This is a genomic window from Paraburkholderia sp. A1RI-2L, assembly GCF_048957375.1.
Taxonomy (GTDB): domain Bacteria; phylum Pseudomonadota; class Gammaproteobacteria; order Burkholderiales; family Burkholderiaceae; genus Paraburkholderia.
The window spans coordinates 2,052,202-2,075,110 of sequence record NZ_JARBTA010000001.1; the positions used below are offsets into that span (position 1 = coordinate 2,052,202).

20 protein-coding genes are annotated in these 22,909 nt (G+C 60.7%); 10 read left to right on the forward strand and 10 right to left on the reverse strand.

Annotated elements, in window-relative coordinates; genetic code table 11:
- The first annotated feature begins 415 nt into the window (after window positions 1-415).
- A complete protein-coding gene (locus PWP93_RS09500; RefSeq protein WP_421044289.1) occupies window positions 416-751 on the forward strand; it encodes a hypothetical protein in 336 nt (111 codons plus the stop codon).
- 949 nt (window positions 752-1,700) lie between these two features.
- On the opposite strand, the gene argE is transcribed toward PWP93_RS09500, so the two are convergent.
- Genes argE through PWP93_RS09520 form a run of 4 tightly spaced genes read right to left on the reverse strand, consistent with a single transcriptional unit; the run spans window position 1,701 to window position 5,392 of the window.
- A complete protein-coding gene (argE, locus tag PWP93_RS09505) occupies window positions 1,701-2,864 on the reverse strand; it encodes an acetylornithine deacetylase (RefSeq protein WP_421044290.1) in 1,164 nt (387 codons plus the stop codon).
- Window positions 2,857-3,534: a DUF1028 domain-containing protein gene (locus tag PWP93_RS09510; RefSeq protein ID WP_421044291.1), complete on the reverse strand. Its 678-nt coding sequence runs from the start codon at window positions 3,532-3,534 to the stop codon at window positions 2,857-2,859. The genes argE and PWP93_RS09510 overlap by 8 nt, the downstream gene beginning before the upstream one ends.
- Window positions 3,535-3,576: 42 nt before the next feature.
- Window positions 3,577-4,014, reverse strand: coding sequence for a RidA family protein (locus PWP93_RS09515; RefSeq protein ID WP_035526458.1), 438 nt, complete (start codon window positions 4,012-4,014; stop codon window positions 3,577-3,579).
- A gap of 28 nt (window positions 4,015-4,042) precedes the next feature.
- The gene (locus PWP93_RS09520; protein ID WP_421044292.1) at window positions 4,043-5,392 is read right to left on the reverse strand and encodes a flavin-containing monooxygenase; all 1,350 of its coding nucleotides are present in this window, start codon (window positions 5,390-5,392) and stop codon (window positions 4,043-4,045) included.
- Window positions 5,393-5,608: 216 nt separating this feature from the next.
- Between PWP93_RS09520 and PWP93_RS09525 the strand changes: the two genes are divergently transcribed.
- From PWP93_RS09525 to PWP93_RS09550, 6 genes are all read left to right on the forward strand, one after another.
- Window positions 5,609-6,535, forward strand: a complete 927-nt coding sequence (locus tag PWP93_RS09525) for a LysR substrate-binding domain-containing protein (RefSeq protein ID WP_421044293.1) — start codon at window positions 5,609-5,611, stop codon at window positions 6,533-6,535.
- 177 nt (window positions 6,536-6,712) lie between these two features.
- Window positions 6,713-7,870, forward strand: a complete 1,158-nt coding sequence (locus PWP93_RS09530; protein WP_421044294.1) for an SRPBCC family protein — start codon at window positions 6,713-6,715, stop codon at window positions 7,868-7,870.
- Between the two features lie 30 nt (window positions 7,871-7,900).
- Complete coding sequence (locus PWP93_RS09535; protein WP_421044295.1) at window positions 7,901-9,082, forward strand: ABC transporter ATP-binding protein; 1,182 nt, start codon at window positions 7,901-7,903, stop codon at window positions 9,080-9,082.
- Between the two features lies 1 nt (window position 9,083).
- On the forward strand, window positions 9,084-10,130 hold the full coding sequence (locus PWP93_RS09540) for a polyamine ABC transporter substrate-binding protein (RefSeq protein ID WP_421044296.1): 1,047 nt from the start codon (window positions 9,084-9,086) through the stop codon (window positions 10,128-10,130).
- 60 nt (window positions 10,131-10,190) lie between these two features.
- Window positions 10,191-11,438 carry an ABC transporter permease gene (locus PWP93_RS09545; protein WP_421044297.1) on the forward strand — a complete coding sequence of 416 codons (1,248 nt, stop codon included), beginning with the start codon at window positions 10,191-10,193 and terminating at the stop codon, window positions 11,436-11,438.
- 36 nt (window positions 11,439-11,474) lie between these two features.
- Entirely contained in the window at window positions 11,475-12,302 is an 828-nt protein-coding gene (locus tag PWP93_RS09550; RefSeq protein WP_421044298.1) for an ABC transporter permease, read from the forward strand.
- Between the two features lie 25 nt (window positions 12,303-12,327).
- On the opposite strand, the gene PWP93_RS09555 is transcribed toward PWP93_RS09550, so the two are convergent.
- Entirely contained in the window at window positions 12,328-13,245 is a 918-nt protein-coding gene (locus PWP93_RS09555) for a LysR family transcriptional regulator (RefSeq protein ID WP_421044299.1), read from the reverse strand.
- 205 nt (window positions 13,246-13,450) lie between these two features.
- Here PWP93_RS09555 and PWP93_RS09560 point away from each other — a divergent pair, with 205 nt between their 5' ends.
- Entirely contained in the window at window positions 13,451-14,602 is a 1,152-nt protein-coding gene (locus PWP93_RS09560; RefSeq protein ID WP_421044300.1) for an aromatic ring-hydroxylating oxygenase subunit alpha, read from the forward strand.
- Window positions 14,603-14,641: 39 nt separating this feature from the next.
- Here the strand turns inward: PWP93_RS09560 and PWP93_RS09565 are convergent, their stop codons facing one another.
- From PWP93_RS09565 to PWP93_RS09575, 3 genes are all read right to left on the reverse strand, one after another.
- Window positions 14,642-15,433 carry a phytanoyl-CoA dioxygenase family protein gene (locus PWP93_RS09565; protein WP_421044301.1) on the reverse strand — a complete coding sequence of 264 codons (792 nt, stop codon included), beginning with the start codon at window positions 15,431-15,433 and terminating at the stop codon, window positions 14,642-14,644.
- A gap of 511 nt (window positions 15,434-15,944) precedes the next feature.
- A complete protein-coding gene (locus PWP93_RS09570) occupies window positions 15,945-16,688 on the reverse strand; it encodes an LrgB family protein (RefSeq protein WP_421044302.1) in 744 nt (247 codons plus the stop codon).
- Window positions 16,688-17,056: a CidA/LrgA family protein gene (locus tag PWP93_RS09575; protein ID WP_421044303.1), complete on the reverse strand. Its 369-nt coding sequence runs from the start codon at window positions 17,054-17,056 to the stop codon at window positions 16,688-16,690. Before PWP93_RS09575 ends, PWP93_RS09570 begins: the two co-directional genes overlap by 1 nt.
- A 152-nt stretch (window positions 17,057-17,208) precedes the next feature.
- Here PWP93_RS09575 and PWP93_RS09580 point away from each other — a divergent pair, with 152 nt between their 5' ends.
- The gene (locus tag PWP93_RS09580) at window positions 17,209-18,471 is read left to right on the forward strand and encodes a glycosyltransferase family 4 protein (RefSeq protein ID WP_421044304.1); all 1,263 of its coding nucleotides are present in this window, start codon (window positions 17,209-17,211) and stop codon (window positions 18,469-18,471) included.
- Window positions 18,472-18,510: 39 nt separating this feature from the next.
- Window positions 18,511-19,533, forward strand: coding sequence for a UDP-glucose 4-epimerase GalE (gene galE / locus PWP93_RS09585; protein WP_421045057.1), 1,023 nt, complete (start codon window positions 18,511-18,513; stop codon window positions 19,531-19,533).
- Between the two features lie 156 nt (window positions 19,534-19,689).
- Here the strand turns inward: galE and PWP93_RS09590 are convergent, their stop codons facing one another.
- On the reverse strand, window positions 19,690-20,940 hold the full coding sequence (locus tag PWP93_RS09590; protein ID WP_421044305.1) for a glycosyltransferase: 1,251 nt from the start codon (window positions 20,938-20,940) through the stop codon (window positions 19,690-19,692).
- On the reverse strand, window positions 20,937-22,571 hold the full coding sequence (locus tag PWP93_RS09595) for a glycosyltransferase family 4 protein (protein WP_421044306.1): 1,635 nt from the start codon (window positions 22,569-22,571) through the stop codon (window positions 20,937-20,939). Before PWP93_RS09595 ends, PWP93_RS09590 begins: the two co-directional genes overlap by 4 nt.
- Window positions 22,572-22,909: the final 338 nt, after the last annotated feature.

Genomic DNA, 22,909 nt, shown 5'->3' on the forward strand with positions numbered 1-22,909 from the left:
GGCCGCCGTTGCCCTGGCCGCCGTTGCCCTGACCACCGCTGCCCTGACCACCGGTACCGTGGCCACCGCCTCCCTGGCCACCACTTCCCCGGCCGCCGCTACCTTGGCCTCCGCTACCGTGACCACCGCTTCCCTGACCACCACCACCCTGACCACCGCTACCATGGCCGCCGCTACCTTGGCCGCCGCTTCCCCGGCCGCCGCTTCCCTGGCCTCCGCTACCTTGGCCGCCGCTTCCCGGCCTCCGCTACCTTGGCCTCCGCTACCTTGGCCGCCGCTACCTTGGCCGCCGCTACCGTGGCCGCCACTTCCCCGGCCACCGCTTCCCCGGCCGCCACTTCCCCGCCGCCGCTTCCCTGGCCGCCACTTCCCCGGCCGCCGCTTCCCGGCCGCCGCTTCCCTGGCCGCCACTTCCGTGACCACCGCTTCCCTGACCGCCGCCACCCTGACCGCCGCCACCCTGACCACCGCTACCGTGGCCGCCGTTGCCCTGACCACCGCTTCCCTGGCCGCCAGCACCTTGCGAACCGCCACCCTGACTACTGCCACCCTGACCGCCGGCACCTTGCGAACCGCCACCCTGTCCACCGCCACCCTGTCCACCGCCACCCTGACCGCCAGCACCTTGCGAACCGCTACCCTGACTACTGCCACCTTGACCGCCGGTACCTTGCGCCCCGCTACCTTGGCCGCTGCCGGTCTGTGCCCCCGCACCCTGACCACCGGCACCCTGCTGGCCACCGCTGCTTGAACTACCCGCGGTGGTACCTCCCATGCCACTACCGGTTGTTCCAGTGTCACCAGCGCCACCGTTTGCAACTCCTGCGTTGGCTGCCCCCAAATTTGCACCGACACTGCCAGAGAGGCCGCCCCCACTGCCAACACCCGAATTTCCGGTGCCGCCGCCCGTGCCGCCGTCCGTCGCAACGCCTCCCGTGCCGGGCCCACCCGAGCCGCTGCCATCGCCCGGTCCCTGTCCCGGGCTCGCAGCCGAGCCGACGCCTACTCCCGTCCCACGCGCGCCGCCTGGCATCTGCGGACCGGCCGCAGCGAAAGCATCAGCTGCGCCCATAGACCAATCGATACTGCCTTGCCGAAATGACAGACCTACGCCATCTGCGAGGACGTCGGGCGCGTTCCCTGCAGTGGATGGACTGGCCACCGCCGTCGCCGCTTGCAAACTAACCGCCAGCATCGCCAGAACTGGCACCCATTCCTTACCCCCCCGGGCCTTGGTTTTCATTTTGGATTCCCAATTAACCATTCTTCGACGTCGATCATGGACGCCTCTCAAGCAGCGCCACTGATCGCTCAGCGTGGCCGCCCCCCTTTTACGTGTCGTTAAGGTATCCGGGACACAGAGAGCGAACCGTTCGCTACCTCACTGAGCGATTGAAAGCGGGAGGAAATCCGAAATAACGAATCCGACAGGCGAGGGCTGGGTAGCCCAGCCTCAGGAAGTTCGCCGATTCGACAGTTGACACGTTGCGCAGCCAACGATCACTTTGGCAGTGATGTCGCGATTGGGCGTTCGGCGAGTGAAGGAGTGGATCAGCCGTTCGAATGACGGCATGGCGGTGTGTGCGGCCGACAACATTTGGCCGCGGCCGATTGCGCGTAAACGCGAGGCAATCGGCCAATCGGTAGACTTCGGTGCTTTTAGGACCGTCGATCGACGGCAGGACACATGACGAGATGCATCAACCCGCGCCAACAGCGTACCGCGCGACGCGTTTCATCATCGAATCGCAGCCGTGAAGTTGTTCGACCGTCAGATATTCATCGGGTTTGTGCCCTTGATCCATGCTGCCCGGGCCGCACACGACAGCAGGAATGCCCGCGAAGTTGAATAGCCCGCCCTCGGATCCGTACGCTACCGTACCAAACTCCTGGGAGTCGCTTAGCATTGCCAGAATACGCGCCGCTTCGCTGTCTGGCGGCGTGGCGAGCCCTGGATAGGCGCAAAGCAATTCGAAGCGGATCTCGGTATCGGATTTCACGGCGCGCATCTTCGGTAGCAGTTCCGTTCGCGCATACGTCTGCAAATCGTCGGCAACCTGGTTTGCGTCGAAGCCCGGCAGCGCGCGCACTTCGAAATCGAATTCGCATTCCGCCGGCACGATGTTGAGCGCGCGGCCACCTTTGATGACGCCCGTCTGCACCGTGGAATACGGCGGATCGAAGCGCTCGTCATGATGCTCCGGCCGCGCCAGGCGCTCGCCTATCTCCTCCAGGCGACTGATCAGACGCGCCGCGTGCTGAATGGCGTTGACGCCATACGGCGCATACGCGGAATGGCAAGCCGCGCCCTTCACCTGGCAGCGCATCGCGAGTTTGCCCTTGTGGCCCAGCACGGGCTTCAGTTCGGTGGGCTCACCGATCAGACACAACAGCGGCTTGTGCGGACGCCTTTCCAGCTCGGCGAGCATCGGCCTCACGCCGAGGCATCCGACTTCTTCGTCGTAAGAAAACGCGAGATGCACCGGAATCTTCAATTCGCTTTCGAGGAACAGCGGCACCGCCGCCAAAGCCGACGCGAGATAGCCCTTCATATCGGCCGTACCACGTCCGTAGAGCCGCCCGTCTTGCTCGGTGAGCCTGAACGGATCGACACTCCACGCTTGTCCGTCGACCGGCACGACATCCGTATGCCCCGACAGCACGATCCCGCCACGATCGCGCGGCCCGATGGTTGCGAACAGGTTCGCCTTCGTACGCTCCGGGTTGTAGAACAGTTCGCACTCGACGTGCAGTTGCGCGAGGTAATCGCGAATAAACTCGATCAGCTTCAGATTCGAATCGCGACTGACCGTCGCGAAGTCAACCAGACTTTCGAGCAGATCGCGGCTCGTCGTTTCACTCATCGCCAGGGACTCCGTAGCTTGGCGCGGCGGTCGGGTTCAATGCGCGAGTCACGTAGTCCTGCATCTGCGGCTGGTACGCGTGCCAGAGCCCATCGAGCTTGCCGATGGGATCGTCATCGGCCCAATCGACGCGCAGATCGACGAGCGGCCAGCTCTGCTCTCCGGCGATTTTCAGCGCGGCCGAATGCACGGGCCCTGCTTCGCCGCCCGCCGCGAGCGCCGCATGCATCGCCGCAAGCAATCGGTCGGCGAGGTGACGCGACGCATTCTCGAACGCGGGAATCATCGCCTCGATCACATGAACGCCCGAGAGCATGTTGCCCGCCGCGACGCACTGCTTGCCCGCGACCGCGTGATATGTGCCGAGCGCTTGCTTGCCGCTGAAAAACGCGGTGCGTCCTTGTGCATCGACCACCGTCACCTGCCGGTACTCGCTCCATTCGCTCTCGCCCAGCGCTCGATCCAGCGCTGCCGCCGGGTCGAGCTTCGCACTCTCCATATGATCGAGGATCCGCGGCCCGAGCGCGGGCAGCGTGACGTTCTGCGTCGCGACCACGCCAACGCCCGCGCGCACCCACGGACAGCGCGCGCCCACCGCGATGCTCGATGAACTGATCGCAATGCCAAGCTGGCCGGTCCGCTCGCAACGCCCGACGATAGAAAAAGTCATGTCCTCTCCTTTAACGCCCCTTTAACACCCCTTTAACGTCTTTCAGGCCTGCGGCGGCACCCATCCGTCGGGAATGACGGCGATCACGTCGATTTCCATCAGCCATTCCGGCTGCCCCAGCGCCACGACAGTGAGACCGGTGGAAATGGGGAATACGCCCTTGAGCCATTTGCCGACTTCGCGATACACGGGCTCGCGAAAGCGCACGTCGGTGAGATAGGTTGTCGTCTTGACGATATGCGAGAGATCGCTGCCCGCCTCTTCGAGCAACTGCTTCACGTTCTTCATCGCCTGCTCGGCCTGCGCGCGCGGATCGCCGAGACCGACGAGATTGCCGTCGAAGTCCGTGCCGATCTGGCCGCGCACGTAGACGGTGTTGCCGGCACGCACGGCCTGGCAAAGATCGTTGTCGAGCGATTGATTGGGGTACGTATCCTTCGTGTTGAACATGCGGATACGGGTATGCGTAGGTTGACTCATCGATGCACCTTGCTGGATATGTTCGAAATCAGTTCACGCCCATCTCGCTGACCTTGCGGACCTTCGATTCGTCGGATGCGCTCTCGACGCTTTCGACGCGCTTGTCTTCCACATGGCGTTGCGGCGTATCGTAATAGGTCTGGTATTTGCGCTGCGTGACGATGTGGTCGGCAATATGCTTCGCATCGTGCCACACGCCCCAGATAAACGCGGAGCCGCGGCGCGAAAGCCATGGCAGACCGAGGAAATAGATGCCCGGCTCCTTCGCGACGCCGCGCTGATGTTTGGGCTTGCCCTTCTCGTCGAACGTATCGACTTTCAGCCAGTTGAAGTCGACCGCATAACCGGTGGCCCAGATGATCGACGTCACGCCTGCCTTCGCCAGATCGAGTTCGGAAAGCGGATGCGTCATGCACTCCGGATCGGGGCCAATGATGCGCGCTTCGGGCTCCTCGGGAAGATCGAGGCCGTTGCGTCGAGCATAGGCATCGGCTGCATCGAGCAGCGACAGATAGTTCTCGTCGCCGCGGCGGATGTTATCGGCGAGATCGGCCTCGAACGTAACGGCCGTGCCGTTGAACGATTTCGTCAGGCCCACGAGCGTGATGCCCTGCTGCGCGAGGCGCCTGAAGTCGACCGTATGACCGCCGCGCGCGCCGCTCACCGCAATGGTCACGTGCTCGCGGCCCGGCTTCATGACTTCCGCGTCCCATTCGCCGAGCACGCCGAGCCACCAGCAGAAGTCGCGTCCGCGATACCCGCGCGGCGGACGATCGTGCGCGCCCACCGACAAATAGACGCGTCGCCCCGAACGCTGCAATTCATCGGCGATCTGCACGCCCGACGATCCGGCGCCGACCACCAGCACGCCGCCTTCAGGCAATTGCTGCGGATTGCGATAGTCGGCGGAGTGGATCTGCGTGAGTCGATCCGAGGTTGGCGCGATGGGCGGAATCACTGGCCGCTGAAACGGTCCGGTCGCAACGACGACGCGCTGCGCTTCGAACGTTCCGTCCGTTGTATCGACGGTAAAGCCGGGCCGCCCGACATTGCGCACGACCTTCTTTACTTCGACGCCGGTGCGAATTGGCGCGTCGAACTTCTTCGCATAGGCAACAAAATAGTCTGCGATCTGCTCTTTCCCCGGGAAGCCGTCGGGATTGAAATCAGCGAATTCGAGGTTGGGAAAACGATCGTGCCAGGCAGGCCCGTTGGCGACGAGCGAATCCCATCGCCCGGTGCGCCAGCGTTCGGCGATGCGATCGCGCTCGAGCACGATATGCGGGACGCCGAGCTTGCCCAGGTGCTCGCTCATGGCGATACCAGCTTGCCCTGCGCCCACAACGAGCGTGTCCGTTGCCTTTATTTCGACTGTCATGGCTGAGTCCTTCGAAGGAGCAAAGTTCGGTGTGCTTGCGTCGGCTTCGCGCCGCCTCCAGACACCCTGCGTAATCTTTCGGATAGGAATCTACGCCCGCTTGCAAAATCCGAAAAATATATTAAAAAAATGCAGAGCATCGGATTCGGCTATGCAGTGATTTTTGATCACTTCACAATGCGATCCATCTGAGGACGTCAACCCGGAGCGAAGCTTATGGAAAGTCAGCCGTTGCGTTACTCGCTGCGCCAGTTGCGGTACTTCGTGGTGACTGCCGAAGTCCTGTCGTTCACGGCCGCTGCAAAGCGGCTGCATATTTCGCAGCCATCCATCTCGACCGCTCTGGCCGATCTGGAGATTTCATTCGGCGTGCAGTTGTTCATCCGGCATCATGCGAGCGGCCTGTCGCTCACTCAGGCGGGGCGCGATCTTCTCGGCCAGGCACGCAATCTCCTGAAGATTGCCGAAGAACTGCAGATGACCGCCACCGAAATGGACGGTGGCATGACGGGATCGATTGCGCTCGGCTGCCTCGTTTCTCTGGCGCCGCCGCTAATGCCGGGGCTCATCAGCCGCTTTACGAGCGAGCATAGCGGCATCAGTTTTCGCACCGTCGAGGCGCATCAGGACGAGCTATTAAAAGGCCTGCACGACGGTTCGCTCGATATCGTGCTCACCTACAGTCTCGACCTGACCGAAGACATCGCGTTTACCCCACTGCTCCCCTTGCCGCCTTACGCGATCCTGCCGGCCACGCATCGGCTCGCGCGCGCGCGCAAGGTATCGCTGCAGGATCTGATCGACGAACCCTACGTGATGCTGGACCTGCCGCACAGCCGGGACTATTTCGCCGCGCTCTTCGATGCCGTAGGCAGCCGGCCCGTGCCGGCTTTTCGTTCGTCGCAGCCCGAAGTGGTGCGGGGGATGGTCGCCAACGGGCTTGGCTACAGCATCCTGAACTTCCCGCTGAGTTCGACGCGAACCGTCGACGGCAGCGAGTTCGTGATCAAGCGATTCAGGGACAACGTCAACGCAACGACGCTCGGGATCGCCCAATCAAAAACGATGAAAGCGCGCCAGGTAGTGGCCCGGTTCTCATCGTTTAGCGAAAGCTATATACGCCGCCTGAAGCTCGACACGTGACGGACCATCACAACGGCGCGCACTTGCTTCGCAAGCCTGCATAGCCAAATCCTGTCTTTAGTATCCGAAAACAATATTTTGACTGGTAATTTGGCTTGGTAGATTACCTGTCAGACGAGACGATTAAAGCGCAGATTTTCCCCGTAGCGCGAACGCACTCGACATCAGGAGCGCCTCATGGAAAACCCCACCGTGCACACCGTGCAAATGGCAGCCCATGCTTTGGTCGACGCACTTGTGACCGGCTGCGAACGACCATTCAGCGATGCTCGCTCGATGCCTCCCGGCGTGTACACGTCGCCCGAGTTCCTGTCGCTCGAAGAGCGCGCGATCTTTGCGAAGGAATGGCAATGCGTGGGGCGTGCAAGCGCGCTGAAGGCGCCTGGCGACTACCTCACCGCGAACATCGCGTCTCAACCGGTCGTCGTGGTGCGCGACGAAAAGATGGGGCTGCGCGCAATGTCGAATGTGTGCCTGCATCGCATGTCTGTTCTGCTCGAAGGCCGAGGGAACATACGACGGATCATCTGTCCGTATCACGCGTGGAATTATGGGCTCGACGGCGCACTGAAGGGCGCACCCCTGATGGACCAGCAAGTGGGCTTCTGCAAGGAAAGCTACCGGTTGCCGGCGATCCGCTGCGAAGAATGGCAAGGCTGGATCTACGTGACACTCGATCAAGACGCACAGCCGGTTCATCAGCAGCTCGCGCAACTGAGCGACCTGATTGGCGCTTACGGCATGACGGACTACATCGAGACCTTTTATGAAGAGCACGTCTGGGATACCAACTGGAAAATCCTCGCCGAAAACTTCATGGAAAGCTATCACCTGCCGATGCTGCACCGCGCAACGGTCGGGCCGCATTCCAGACTCGAAGAGATGGAATGCCCGCCGGGTTATCCCGCGTTCAACTATCACTGGATCACGAAGGAAGCGTCGCTTCCCATCGGGAACGCTCATCCCGACAACAACCGCCTGACCGGACACTGGCGCAAGACCACCGCGCTGCTCGCGATCTATCCGACGCATCTCATCACCCTGACGCCGGGTTACTTCTGGTATCTGGTGTTGCAGCCGCAGGGCGTCGGCCGTGTGCATATCCGCTTCGGCGGCGGGCTTGCGCCCGAATTCATCGCCGATCCCGAAGCCAACGCGCACATGGCGACGCTCAAGACACTGCTCGACGAAGTGAATGCGGAAGACAAGCGCGGCGTGGAAGCGGTATTTCGTGGCGTGCATGCGCCGCTTGCCAAGCCCGGGCACCTGAGCCACCTCGAACGTCCGAACTTTGACTTCGCCCGTTATCTCGCGTCGAAGCTCACTGCGCGTTAATCGAAGCACCCTCGACAGGACGCTATCACGATGTCTAACCCATCCTTCATTTCGTTCTCAGGTGTGAGCAAGTCGTACGACGGCGTGAATTACGTGGTCGACGATTTGAACCTTGATGTGCGAAAGGGCGAGTTTCTGTCGCTGCTTGGTCCGTCGGGGTCGGGCAAAACGACCACGCTCATGATGCTTGCGGGCTTCGAGTCGCCCACGCAAGGCGAAATACGCCTCGACGGAAAGCGTCTCGACGACAAGCCACCGCACCAGCGTGACATCGGCATGGTCTTTCAAAACTATGCGCTCTTTCCGCATCTCACGATTGCGGAGAACGTCGCATTTCCCTTATCCGTGCGACGTGTGAGCCGCGCAGACCAGAAAGTGCGCGTGAAGCGAGCGCTGGAGATGATCGAGTTGCCGCATCTGGCCAACCGGCGTCCAGCGCAACTCTCGGGTGGACAACAGCAGCGCGTGGCGCTGGCGCGCGCACTCGTCTTCGAACCGAGCGTCGTCCTCATGGACGAGCCGCTCGGCGCGCTCGACAAGCGGCTGCGCGAAACCATGCAGTACGAAATCATGCGACTGCATCGCGAGTTGTCGCTCACCATCGTCTACGTGACGCACGATCAGGCGGAAGCCTTGACCATGTCCGATCGGGTCGCGGTCTTTTCCGATGGTCGCATCCAGCAGGCCGCGTCGCCCACCGAGCTCTATGAAAACGCGCGCAACGCCTTCGTCGCGAACTTCGTGGGCGAGAACAACGGCCTGCGCGGACGCGTCGTGACGGTGAATGACAACTGGGCGACCCTCATGCTCTCGGATGGCAGCGTCATTCGCGGCCGCTGTGAACAAGACCTGAGCGAAGGAAACGAGGCGATGCTCGCCTTGCGTCCCGAGCGCGCGCATATTCGCGGCGCGGAGGAAACAGAAGCCGACACGCATAGCAACGTCGTGCGCGCCAGGGTACAGGAACTCGTGTATTGCGGCGATCACCACCGGGTGCATTTGACGCTCGGCGCGCGCGACGCGCTCGTTGTAAAGGTCCCCAACACGCAACGCCACAGCTTGCCGGCGGCCGGCGACACCATCGAGGTGGCCTGGCGCCACGACGACTGCAAGATTCTCGCTGCGAGCGCACCTCGCAGCGCCCCCGCAGTGCCTCCCCCAGCATCGCCCTCACCTTCCATCATCTCGACCGCACCCGCAGGAGCCAACTGATATGCGCACTCACATCAAAGCACAATGCGCTGCACTCGCTGTAGTCGCCTTCGCTTCCGTTTCGGCGCAAGCTGCGCAGACGCTCAATGTCGTCACCTTCGGCGGCGCCTATGAGGCGGCGGCGAAAAAGGCCTATTTCGATCCATTCACGCAATCGACCGGCGTCAATTTTTCGCTGGAATCGTACGATGGCGGCCTCGCGAAGCTTTCGGCGATGGAGCAGGCGAAAAACACGACATGGGATCTCATCGATCTCGAGAGCAATGACGCGATCACGGCCTGCGACGAAGGGCTCCTCAAGAAGTTCGACAAGAAGAGTCTTGGCAATACGAGCGATTTCATTGCCGGATCCATCAGCGACTGCGCGGTGGCAAGCATGGTGTGGTCCACGGTCTACGCCTACGATGCGAGCAAGCTCAAGACTGCGCCGCAGACCATCAGCGACTTCTTCGACTTGAAGAAATTCCCCGGCAAGCGGGGCTTGCGCAAGTCGCCGAAGGGTTCGATGGAATGGGCGCTCATTGCCGATGGCGTGGATCCGAAAGACGTCTACAAGGTGCTCGGAACGCCTGCGGGCGTCGACCGTGCCTTCAAGAAGCTCGACACGATCAAGAAGAACATCGTGTGGTGGGAGTCCGGTGCGCAGGCGCCTCAGCTGCTCGCCGACGGCGCCGTCGTGATGACACAGGCGTACAACGGCCGAATCGACGACGCCGCGAAGAAGGATCAGAAGCCGTTCAAGATCGTCTGGGACGCGCAGGTCTACGACTATGAATGGTGGGGAATTCCGGCGGGCGCAAAGCATGCCGACGAGGCCGCGAAGTTCATCGCGTTCGCATCGCAGCCGAAAGCCTATGCCGATCTTTCGAAGTACATCGCGTATGCGCCGCCGCGCAAGGACGCGATTGCGCTCGTGGACAAACAACGGCTCGCCGATCTGCCGACCGCGCCGGATAACTTCAAGCGCGCCATCCAGATCAATTCGACCTTCTGGGCCGATAACGCCGACGAGATCAACAAGCGCTTCCAGGTTTGGCTGACGCAGTAATTCCGCAGTAAAACGCCCATCGAAAGAGAGCCCGCTGTGACCGCGACTACCCATAAGCCCATGACGGCCAGTTCTCCGGCCACGGGCTCTCCGACGAGAGCCGCCGGCCGCGCGTCTTATCAAAAGGCGCAACGCCGTGCTTCGATTCGAGCGCTGATGCTGGCGCTTCCGCTCATCGTGTTCCTGCTGTCGACGTTCATTGCACCCATCGCGCTTTTGCTCGCCCGCAGCGTGCAGAACAGCGAAGTGCCCGACAGCATGCCAGCGCTATCCCGCGCGCTCGATGCATGGGACGGCCTTGGCGTGCCCGACGAACACACGTTCGCCCTGCTCGCATCCGGAATAAAGGACGCGCAGCAAAGCGGAGAACTCGGCACTGTCGCGAGACGCATGAACTTCGCGCAACCGGAATTCCGCAGCCTGCTGTTGAAAACGGCGCGCGGCGTTCGCCACGATGCGCCTGCCGCGTGGAAGCCGGCGCTGATCGAAATCGATGAACGCTGGAACTCGCCCGAGACGTGGCGTCTGCTCAAACGTGCCGCCACCTCGCCGACGCCCGACTATCTCTTGAACGCCGTAGACGCGAAGGTGACGCCCCAGGGCTCGATCGTCTCGCTGCCGGCGAACGCCACGGTCTATCGCGAAGCGTTCTTGCGCACGATCTCCATCAGCTTCACCGTCACCTTGCTTTGCTTGCTGCTCGGTTATCCCGTTGCGTGGCTGCTCGCGAATCTGCCCGAGAAAAGCAGCAGCAAACTGATGCTGTTCGTCATCGTGCCGTTCTGGACCTCGCTGCTGGTGCGCACGACGGCGTGGTACGTGCTCCTGCAACCGGGCGGTGTCGTCAACAGCCTGCTGATGAGCCTCGGCCTCGTGACGCATCCTGTAGCGCTCGTTTTCAATCGCACAGGCGTGTTGATCGGCATGACGCACGTGCTGCTGCCATACATGATCCTCGCGATTTTTTCGGTGATGAAAGGCGTTTCGCCAGTGTATCTGCGCGCCGCCAGGTCGCTGGGCGCGCACCCCTTCACGGCTTTCGTGCGCGTCTATATTCCCCAGACTTTGCCAGGCGTCGGAGCGGGATGCTTCCTTGTGTTCGTGCTGGCGCTCGGCTATTACATCACCCCGGCCCTGCTCGGCGGCGCGGGCGACGAGATGATCAGCCAACTCATCGCGAACCAGACGAACACGCAACTCAACTGGGGACTCGCGGGCGCGCTATCGGCCTATCTCGTGATCTTTACCGCGATTTTCTATTTCATCTTCAATCGCATCGTCGGAATCGACCGTTTGCGGTTTGGTTGAGGCATATACCGCACCCGTATAGCCAGAGGAACGATCATGCAAGACAAACGCAATACGGTACTAACGGAGCGCGTCGCTTTCCGCTGGGCACGCGTGCATTGCGCGCTCGTTCTGTTCTTTCTGGTCGCGCCGATTCTCGCGATCATTCCGCTCTCGTTCAACTCCGGCTCGTACTTTTCATATCCGCTGCAAGGATTCTCGCTGCGCTGGTATGAGCAGGCACTCACGAGTGCGGACTGGCAACTTGCGCTTCTGAACAGTGTCGGGATAGGCGCTGCGTCCACGCTGATTGCGACCTGTCTCGGGACGCTGGCAGCGCTCGGCCTGTCGCGAACGCAGTTTCCGCTACGTTCGATCGTCATGCCGATCATCATCTCCCCGATGATCGTGCCGATTGTCGTCGTCGCGGCGGGCTTCTATCTCGTGTTCGCTCCGCTCGGGCTCGTGAATTCGTACCCCGGTGTTATTCTTGCGCACGCCGCGCTCGGCACGCCGTTTGTGGTCATCACGGTGACGGCGTCGCTGCTGTCTTTCGATCAGAGCCTGCTGCGCGCAGCGTCCGGGCTAGGTGCGCCGCCATGGGTCGCGTTCAGGCGCGTGACGCTTCCGATGATCACACCTGCGGTAGCGACGGGAAGCGTATTCGCTTTTGCAACTTCGTTCGATGAAGTGATCGTCATTCTGTTCATCGGCGGCCCCAATCAAAAGACCGTTCCGCGACAGATGTGGAGCGGCATCAGGGACTCCATCGATCCGTCGATTCTGGCCGTGGCGACCATGCTGATCGTGTTCGCGGTGCTGTTGTTCATGAGCATCAACTGGCTGCGTAGCCGCGCTGCAGCCGCGAGTCAGACGCTAATCTGATCTGCCCAGGAAGGGGCGAAACGGCTCAGGAATCGGACATCGAGCGAAATCGGCTCTCGGCGTACTCCAGGAACAATCGAGCGGGCACGGTCAGCTGATTTCGTTTCAACCAGGCAGCCACCAGGGCTGAACCGGCTACCGGCTCCTTGATCTGGACCGCAACGACTTCGTGCCCGTCATAGGTAGTCGGTGCGTGCGGGCGCGTGACCAGAAGGGAATATCCGAACCCCTGACCCACCATGCCGCGAACCAGTTCCAGCGACGGCGAACGGAACCCGACTTTCGGGCTTAGCCCGTAAGGTTCGAACAGAGCGACAAAATAGTCTCTGCTCGGTGCGACATCGAGCAGAATCAGTGGCTCGTCGCATAGATCGAAGAGACTGACCTGCCCTGCTCCAGCCAGCCGGTGCGTCGCCGGCAACAAGACATACGGAGCCTGGCCCGCCGCCAGTATGTGCGTGGAGAGCGTCTCGTCGAGTCCTGGCTCGTACACCACGACAAGATCGAAGCGACCTTTCTCGAGCCCTTGCAAAAGCTCATCCTGATCTCCATCCCGCACCTTGATTTCGATGCCGGGGTAAAGCGTGTTGAAGCCGCGGATCAAACCCGGAAGATACAGCGGTGCGAATGTCTCGAAACAGCCGATGTCCACTCGGCCCGATGAAACATCCCCATCGGCAAGCGCGTTTTGCTCGAATTCGTGTACGGACTGAAGAAGCGCCTTCGCGCGCTCATAGAAGCGCGTGCCAGCCGGAGTCAGTGAAATACCCTGCGCGTGATGCCGGATGATGAGCTGTGTGCCGAACCCTTCTTCGAGGCTCTTGACGGCAACCGATATGGCCGGCTGCGCGATAAAGAGTTTTCGCGAGGCCTCCGCAACGCTCCCGTAGTCCACCGTGGCAACGAAGTATTTAAGCTGGCGCAACGTGAATGGAGGCGACATTCGGGCTCGCTGGGTATGTGCTGAAGCCATGAATGATAGCGGTGGCCGAACTATCTCGGCTACCCAACGCATTCGCCCGTTTCCTGAGGCAGTCCTGCATAGAGAAAAGCTGGGAAGCGCATTGAAAAACAATGGTTTCCCCGTTGTTTTAACCCGATTACTTTATGAGCATCGGCGCTCGACCGGGTCAGGAGATTGAACAGTGATGAATGCGCCAGCAGTTGTAGCTACCGATATCCTTGCGCCAGGCGACCGGGCGCTGCTGGACCGGCTGTCGACATTGTCGCGGCCCCCCGGTCGCGCGACGCACGGCATGCCAGGGGCGTTCTATACCTCCGCTCACTTCGCTGAACTCGAACGACAACGCGTCTTTCGACGCACCTGGGTTTGCGTCGGCCACGCGGGCGAAATTCCTGATGCAGGTGACTACTACACGACTGAAATAGTCGGAGAACCGCTGCTGGTTCAGCGCGACGCGCAGGGTGAAATTCATGTGCTCGCGAACGTGTGCCGGCATCGCGGCAATCTGGTTGCGCTCGGCCGTGGCAATGCGCGCGTGCACGCTTGCGCGTATCACGCGTGGAGCTACGAACTCAACGGCAGGCTCAAACGCGCTCCGCTGATGCAAGATTGCAAGGATCTCGATGCCGCGCGATGCGCGCTGCCAAAAATCCATTCGACGATCTGGCAAAATTTCATCTTCGTGAACATCGATGGCAACGCGCCGTCGCTCGGCGATGCGCTTCGTCCTCTCGAGGCTCATATCCGCAACTATCACAACGAGGGTCGCGAGCTTTACCACTTCCAGGAGGAGGTCTGGAACACAAACTGGAAGTGTCTGGCGGAGAACTTCATGGAGGGCTATCACCTGAACGCCACCCATCCACGAACCTTGAGGCCGGTGACGCCAACCGAGCTTTGCGAATACGTGCCCGGAAACGGCCACTTCTCGGCCTATCGCGCGCACTACACACTCGACTCGCCTCAGCGCGCGCCATTTCACGAAAGCCTCACGCAGATCGAACGGCGATCCAGTTTTCTCTTCAGCGTTTTTCCCAACCTCGTCGTCACCTACATGCCTCATCAGACGATCTATCTTTGCCTGAGGCCAGCTGCAACCGATCAGGTCGCGCTGAGGTGGGGTATCGCCGGGCACGAACGCGCACCGGGAAAGGACAGCATCGAACGATACGTTGCGTTCGCCAACGCGTTCAATGCCGAAGACCGTGCAAAGCTGGAGACGTTGCAAAAAGGGCTGAGTTCGACGTTTTATTCGCCCGGGCCACTCTCCGCCGAGAATCTGGAAGGCACGCTACGCGACTTTTATAGCTTCATAGCGCACCGGATCTGTGACTGATGCCGAATATGCCTTCCACCGCTTTGGCGCCATGCACGATCAGACGACGAACGGAAATTCCTCTTCCGGCAGCGGATCGCCCGGAGCGAGTCGATCGGCCAGATGGCGGTACGGCGGCGAAGTTTCGCCGCCTCTGTCGACATACACTGCATTGTCGCCGAGCCAGCGAAACGACACCACGCGCCGGGAAATGGACCTCGACCGATTTCCCGGGGCACCGTGCACCGTGAGATAGTTAAAGGCCACTGCGTCGCCGGGCTTCAGATCCCAACCAAGAATCTCGTAGTCGCTGCGATGAGCGTCGATGTCCGGCATTTCTTCCAGTGCATCAGTGTTGCGGTCATACGCGATACCCGTAAATTTCCGCGGTCGAAAGAGTTTTCCCCAGCGATGCGAGCCGGCGACGAATTCGAGCGTGGTTTCGCGCGGCACAGGATCGAGCGGCACCCACATGCTCACCGACTGCTCGGCGCTCACGCAATAGTAGGGTTCGTCGTGATGCCAGGGCGTGATCTTGTCCGCGCCCGCCTCCTTGACGAGAACGTGCTCGTGAAAGATGCGCGCGCGCTTCGATGCCATCAGGTCTCTTGCGATGCGTCCCGCCGGGCTTTCCTCGACGAACCGGCGAAACGGCTCGATACGCTGCCAGTTGCAATAGTCTCCGAAGAACCGTCCTGACGACGTGCCCTTGGTGTAGTCGCGAAAGTCTGGCCCGGGGTGCTTTTCGTTGAAGTCCACGCCATCGCGCAAAACGTCCACCCAGTCAGTGAACACGCCCCGCAAAACCGTCACTCCATCGCGTGCAAATGCTTCTCGCTCGGCGCTCGACATGCTTGTCTCCTCTCGGTTCGGTGGTGTAGAGGGAGAGTGACACGACATGTTGCTTCACGAAATTAACAAAATCCTATAACCGAACCAGCAAAGTCTTATGCCGGTGCTGTGCGCGTTTTAGGGGATCCAGCACGCGCTCGCGTTGACTTCGCGGATCAATGGAAACACGTTTTGCGGCGGGGCGTGAGTCTGCCCCGTTGGGACAGCCGGTCGTATATGCGTTGCGCGTACCGGTGGTCGTCTAAAATTTCCTCCCGTCCTTCCGCCCCGTTTTCAGGAGGGGAGAATGAGCTTCTCCCGGTTGAAATCCTCCGTCCCTGTGAGGGACGGGGGATTTCTGGAACAAGCAGGCGCCAGTGGTTGATTGTTTGCTAGTGCAAACCACGTCCGCCGCTACCTTGACCGCAATCGTATGGAATAACTCGACGCAGCCTTGCAGCTCATTTGACACGACGAAGGCGAAGAGGTCCAAGGGACCGGTTGGAGCGTCACGCCGGATACCGGCGACACTCTACAACCACTGCAGAAGCACTGGCAGCAAAACAGGCACGACAAACGCCGTGAACACCCCGTTCAGCCCCATGCCAAGACCTGAGAACGCGCCCATCTCCTCGCTCACCTGAAACGCCCGCGCTGTCCCGATGCCGTGCGAGGCCACGCCGATCGCAAAACCGCGCACCTCGGGCTCGCGCACCTTCACGACATCGAGAATCCAGCGCGCGTTCACCGCCCCAAAAACGCCCGTCGAGATCACGAGCACCGCAGTGAGCGAGGGAATGCCGCCTACCTTCTCGGCGACGGCCATGGCGATGGGTGTCGTGACCGACTTCGGCGCGAGCGACGCAAGCGTTTGATGCGAAGCACCGAACATCTTGGCGATGCCGACTGCTGAAGCGATTGCGGTAAGCGAGCCCGCCACGAGTCCGCCAAGAAGCGGCAGAGCGCTACGCTTGAGCTTGCCCCACTGCCGATACAGCGGCAGCGCAAGCGCCACCGTTGCGGGCCCGAGCAGGAAGTGGACAAACTGAGCGCCCTCGAAATAGGTGCGATACGGCGTATCGGTGATCTTCAGCGCGACGACCACGATTGCCACCGCAATCAGCACCGGGTTGGCGAGCGGGTTGTGTTTCGCGCGGGTGTAGATGCTCAGCGCGATCAGGTACGCGACGAGCGTGACCGTGAGACCGAGCAGCGGCGAGGCTGCGAGATACACCCAGATAGCGTCGAGCTTCGCGAGCGGCAGATGCGGATTCATTACGCGCTCTCCCCTGCGTTATCGCGGCCACGCTGACGCCGCAGCAGCGCACGGGTGACGAGCGCAGTTACTGCGATGCCAAGCGTCGTACTCACGACAAGGCTCGCGATCACCGCAAGCGCCTCGCCGCGCACGGCCTGTGCAGAGACCATGATGCCCACGCCCGCCGGAATGAAGAGCAGCGAAAGATGGCGCAGCAGCTCGAGCGCGGTGGGCTCGAGCGCCTCGGCCGCATCGGGCCGGAATATCGCAAACGCGAACAGCAGCAACATGCCAATCACGGGACCGGGAACGGGCAGCGAGAACACGTAGGAAACGCTCTCACCAAGACACTGGAAGATCAGGAGAGCGGCCAGGGAACGGAGCATGGATGGGACTCGGAGAAAATAGCGCACTGCGGCGGGCCGCGCGGCCGGCAGTTTAGCCGAGGAGAGGCGAACGCGCAGCGCGGCAAGCAACCCACGGTATTTGGCGGGACACGGTTGAGCGCTCCGACGAGGCTCAACCACGCTCGGCTAAAATGGGGCCCCGGCGACGCGGCACGCAAGAGCCATGCCCCAGCCTCATCCATTCATCGACGCTCATCAGCGAACAAGCCTTCGTGAATTCCCCCGCTGCCCCATCCGCACTAGCCCAGCGCGAAGCTCCAAGCCGACGGCTCCCGTTGCACATCGCCCTTGTCTGCAACACCGCGTGGGCGATCTATACCTATCGCCAGGGCTTCCTGCGCGCACTCAACGCAGCCGGCGCGCAAGTCACGATCATCGCGCCGCGCGACCGCACGTTCGAGCCGCTTGCGGCGATGGGCTGCAACTGTGTCGACCTGCCCGTCGCTTCGAAGGGCACGAATCCGCTCGACGACCTGCGCACGCTGCTCGCCCTCTTCAAGCACTATCGCGCGCTCAAGCCTGACGTCGTGTTTCATTACACGATCAAGCCGAATATTTACGGCTCGGTCGCCGCGTGGCTCGCGCGCGTGCCATCGGTGGCGGTGACGACGGGGCTCGGCTACGTGTTCATCCAGAAGAGCCGTGCGGCGCAGGTGGCCAAGCGCCTCTACCGCTTCGCCTTCCGGTTCCCTCGCGAAGTCTGGTTCCTGAATCGCGATGACGAAGCCGCCTTCCAGCAAGAAAACCTGCTCGTGCATCCCGAGCGCGCGCGCCTGCTGCACGGCGAAGGCGTTGATCTGGACGAATATGCGTTCGCCCCGCTGCCGGAGCGCGAAGCGTTTGCATTCGTGCTGATCGGCCGGCTGCTCTGGGACAAGGGCGTGGGCGAGTACGTCGAAGCCGCGCGCCAGTTGCGCGCGCGCTATCCGCATGCGCGGTTTCGTCTGCTGGGCCCGGTAGGTGTCGACAATCCGAGCGCCATTACGCGCGAGGAGGTCGCCGCGTGGGAACGCGAAGGCGTAATCGAGTACCTGGGCGAAACCGCCGATGTGCGCCCTTATATCGCCGATGCGGACTGTGTCGTCCTGCCGTCGTACCGGGAAGGCGTGCCGCGCACGCTCATGGAAGCGAGTGCAATGGGCCGCCCGATCGTGGCGACCGACGTGCCTGGCTGTCGCGAAGTGGTGACGGATGGCGAAAACGGCCTGCTCTGCGCGGCACGTGACGCGGCATCGCTCGCGGGCGCGCTTTCTCGCATGCTCGATATGACCCCATCAGCGCGCGCCGCCATGGCCGAGCGGGGCCGAAAAAAAATTGCAAAAGAATTCGACGAACGGGTTGTGGTACAACGCTACCGGGAACTGATCCGGGAATTGACCGGATTGACGTTTTGAACAGTTAGAGCGATCACACGGGAATATCCAATGGCAGCAATAAACTCCAAAGGCACGATCCTCGTTACAGGCGGCGCCGGTTTTATCGGCTCGCACACGAGTCTTGAGTTGCTCAACGACGGCTATGAAGTGGTCGTGGTCGACAATCTCGTGAACAGCCGCCAGGAATCGCTTGCACGCGTCACGCAGATTACCGGCAAGCCAGTCGCCTTCTACGAAGCAGATGTGCGCGACGCGCAAGCCCTCAATCGCATTTTTGAAGCGCACAAGATCACCGGCGTGATCCACTTCGCGGCACTCAAGGCCGTAGGCGAATCGGTCGCCAAGCCCATCGAGTACTATCGTAACAACATCGACGGGCTGCTCGTGGTGCTCGACGTCATGCGCCAGCACGGCGTCAAGCAGTTCGTGTTCAGCTCGTCCGCAACCGTGTACGGCGTGCCCGAACGCTCGCCCATCGACGAGAACTTCCCGCTTTCGGCCACGAACCCGTATGGCCAGTCCAAGCTGATCGCCGAGCAGATTCTGCGCGACGTCGAGATTTCGGACCCGACCTGGCGCATTGCAGTGCTGCGCTATTTCAATCCAGTGGGCGCGCATGAGAGCGGCTTGATCGGCGAAGATCCGGCCGGCATCCCGAACAATCTCATGCCGTATGTCGCACAAGTGGCGGTGGGCAAACTTGAAAAGCTACGCGTGTTCGGCGGCGATTATCCGACCCCGGATGGGACCGGCGTGCGCGATTACATTCACGTGGTCGACTTGGCCCAAGGGCACCTCAAGGCGCTGGATGCGCTCGTGTCTCTCGACAAGGGCTTTGTCGTGAATCTCGGCACCGGCCAGGGCTATAGCGTGATCGACGTCGTGAAGGCGTTCGAGAAGGCTTCGGGCCGCCCCGTCCCCTATGAAATCGTTGCACGCCGGCCTGGCGATATCGCAGAGTGCTACGCGAATCCCGCAACTGCCGAAAAACTGATTGGCTGGAAAGCGCAGTTCGGGATCGAGCGCATGTGCGTCGATCACTGGCGCTGGCAGGAGAAGAATCCGCGGGGGTTTGAGTAAGGGTGATCCCAATCTACCGGTACCGCCGATCCAAGGCTGAGGCCTCTACCGGTACGAAAGCAGCCCACCAGGAAACGATCGCACAGGGCAGCCACTCATACCTGCATCGCCATGGCGATGCAGGTATGAGTGGCTGCCTACTGAGCGCGCGTACCGTCAGGACGCGCGCCGCGACGAAAACGCGCGCCGCCACCCCGAGATAATTGTTTCGACGATCGCCGCCGAGGGGAACCGCGCCAGTGCGTGCTCGCGTCCGCTTCGGGCCATGGTCTCCAGTTCGAGCTGGCCATCGAACACGCTTTCGAGCATATCGGCAAGCTCGTCTTCCGACTGGTAGGTGAGCATGTCGCGGCCGTGAATGAAATGCGTCTCCAGAATTTCGTTGGGACCGGCGATCACGCCAGCGCCCGCCGTGAATGCGGCAAGCGCGCGTTCATGAAATCCGGTGTGGTGCTGAACCGGACAGACCACGCATTTCGCGTCGCTCATGGTGCGCAACAGGTCCGGAAACGATCTCTCACCGATCGAGTTCATTCGGGTATGCGGGTAGCGCTCGCGCACGTCATAGTCAGATATAACCGTCACCGGCAAGTGATTGAGAGCCCTGACGAGACGATCTCGTCGCTCAAACTTGACGAAGTCCCCAACCGACGTGACCAGGAAGCGCACTTCCGCATCTCGCATGTCGGCGTTAATGCCAGCCTCCTGACACGCCATCAGAACCTGAACAAGTGGATCGATCCTCAGGTCGCTGAGCGAGAAATCCACGACGCTCTCGAAGATTTCGCGAAACACGCGGTCTCTGTAATTGCGCATATAGGTGTACCGCTCGCGAACCTCGTCCGAACGGGAAAGCCCGACAGGAAGCAGAACGTCGATGCTGCGCGACGCGTGTGGACACTCTCCTTCAGTGATCGTGTTCGCAAACGTGATGCTGGGCACGGCTTGCACGTTCTTTGCTCCGAGCAATCGCGCGATGTGAGCGTAGGTGTAATCGGTACAAAGCAGCCGCCTGAATTCGCCAACCGAACCGATCTGATGCGCCATCGATTCATGTACGGGGCAATCATGCATGAAATCGAATAGCGTTTTGCCGTAGTACTCGAACACCGATCCGAGAACGCCAGGCGTTCCCGCCGCGTACATAAGTTCCGAACCGAATCCGTTGAAGCAGACGAAAAAAACACAGTGTTTGTCCCGAACTGCCTCCGACACGGCTCTGACATCGCGAAGGTAATCAAGGCTGAGTACATGCAAGCCTTGCGCGAGAAACGCAGGTGCGAGTTCGCTCGCGAAACATTCGCTATGTCGATACTTGTCCTTGTCGCCACACGTGAGCACGACGGCGTAGTCATCAGCATTGAAGTTTCGTGTGCCCATCGAAGCGCCTGAGTCGTCGTTGCTCATTTATGCACCTTGCGGTTCTGATACAAGCGCCACAAACGATAGCTCGCGCGCGAAGACCCCGCACGCCGCGACATCGCGCAACCCGGACGAAACACCCCAAATTCGGCACGCTCTAGCGTGCCAAGTGGCGCATCGCCGTCCGGCTTCCTCTGTTCCGGCGCCGCGGTACGCAAATGGGACGAAGGCGCATCGAGCACTTGCAACGCCTTGGCCGCATCCGAAGAACGCATAGCCTCAAGCTCGTTAGTGAGAGTAGCAAGACGCGCACTGAGCGAAGCGTTCTCATTGCGCACCGACTCGAATCCTTTGGCGAGGGTCGCGTAGGCGGCTGCGAGATTATCGTGCCGCGTCAAGGCATCCTGCAGATTGACGTTCAGTTGACGCAACACCTCTTTTTCCACTGCGAGCGCCTGCCGCCCATTCTCGCGGACGGACTCTAAAACTTTGGAGTCCATCAGGCTCATCTGCGGCGACGGACGCACGATCAACGCTTCCGGTTGCAGCAGTTGCTCAAGGATCACACGCGAGCGCTGCCATAGCTGGCGGTCTGTGTCGAACACGTCGAGAAACTTTCGCCAGTTCGCATAGGCCATTTCGTAAAGCTTGTCTGGATCGCTCAGCAGCCCTGACAGCTTCCGGACAGTCTCGTCCGTGTCAAAATCGACAAGCACAATGTCCTGGCCGTCCGAAAACGCCACATTGAGGTTCAACGGATCGCTCACGCAATTGAGCACACCGCGAAAGCCGGCTTCCATACATGCACCGGTCGGAAAACCGTCGAATGCGCCTGCGTCGATTTCCGACGGCCTGTTCACGGACAATATGATGTCCATGCGCGGGTAGAACTCTTTGAAGAAGCTGCCCGACTGCTTGCCGTGAAACGTAATGCGATCCGCAGCGCGGTCTAGCGGAATCTGATCCGGTGTGTAGTCACCCACGACATGGAAACGCACCGCCGCGAATTGTGCGCTCAGCGCCTTCGCGACAGCCACGAACTTGTCGTAGCCCTTCTTTTTTGTATCGTCGCCATAACGATGTGCAACGAAGCAGATGTCGAGCGTGTCCTTGTCCCGCGCGAATAGTTTCTTGTCGCGCGTGAAGTCGAATCCGTTGCGCGTGTCGTAGACACCACCATAAATGAGTTTGATCTTTTGCGGATCGCAACCAATCTTCTCCAGCAGATAATCGACCGAAAGCCTTTGCGTCACGATGATCTTGCGGCATAACGGCGAATGTACGATCTCGCGCAGCTTTTCGTCGCTCGAAGCCACATTTGGCTCGAAACCGCCCCCTGGATAAAGCTGCAGCACGAACGGAATCCGGCGCTCCGTCAAATTCGGAAATACTTGCCACGCGTTATTCAGGAACGTAATGTATGCCAGCTTCGGCACAATTGAAGTGAACTCGGAAAAGCGTTCAATCTTCGCCTTGACGGATTCTTCGAGTTCGCTTTGCGCAAGCTGCTCATCGAAGTCAAGATTCGAGAGCCAAGCGTGCCAACCTTCAGTCGACAAAAGCACAGGGGAACTGAAATAGTTCAGATAGTGCCTATACTCCAAGGTTCGGAATGGCGAAAAATCGCACGGCAACATCTCGTCGATGATCAATAAATCGCAATAGCGCAAGCTCACGGTAAATTGTCTATCAAATTGATTTGAATTTACTGTCGCGCAGAGCGCGACAACCTAAGCCGTACGACGTCGAACGATGCGCTAGCGTCCCGAGCATGTTCGGTAAGCGGGCGCATTTATCCTGCAGGAAATGATGGTTGAGTTGCCGCCGGTGTGCTAGCAGCATGCTTCACATTGCATGCCGACGTAGGTTGCCCCTCCACATCCGTCGCTTTTTTGCGCCTGGTATCGTGCTCTATATCCCTGGCCGCCCTTCACGATACACGAACCACATCTTTTAACATACTCGCTGACCACCAAACAAAATGAAGGCCGAGGCGGCAGAGAGGGAGCACGTG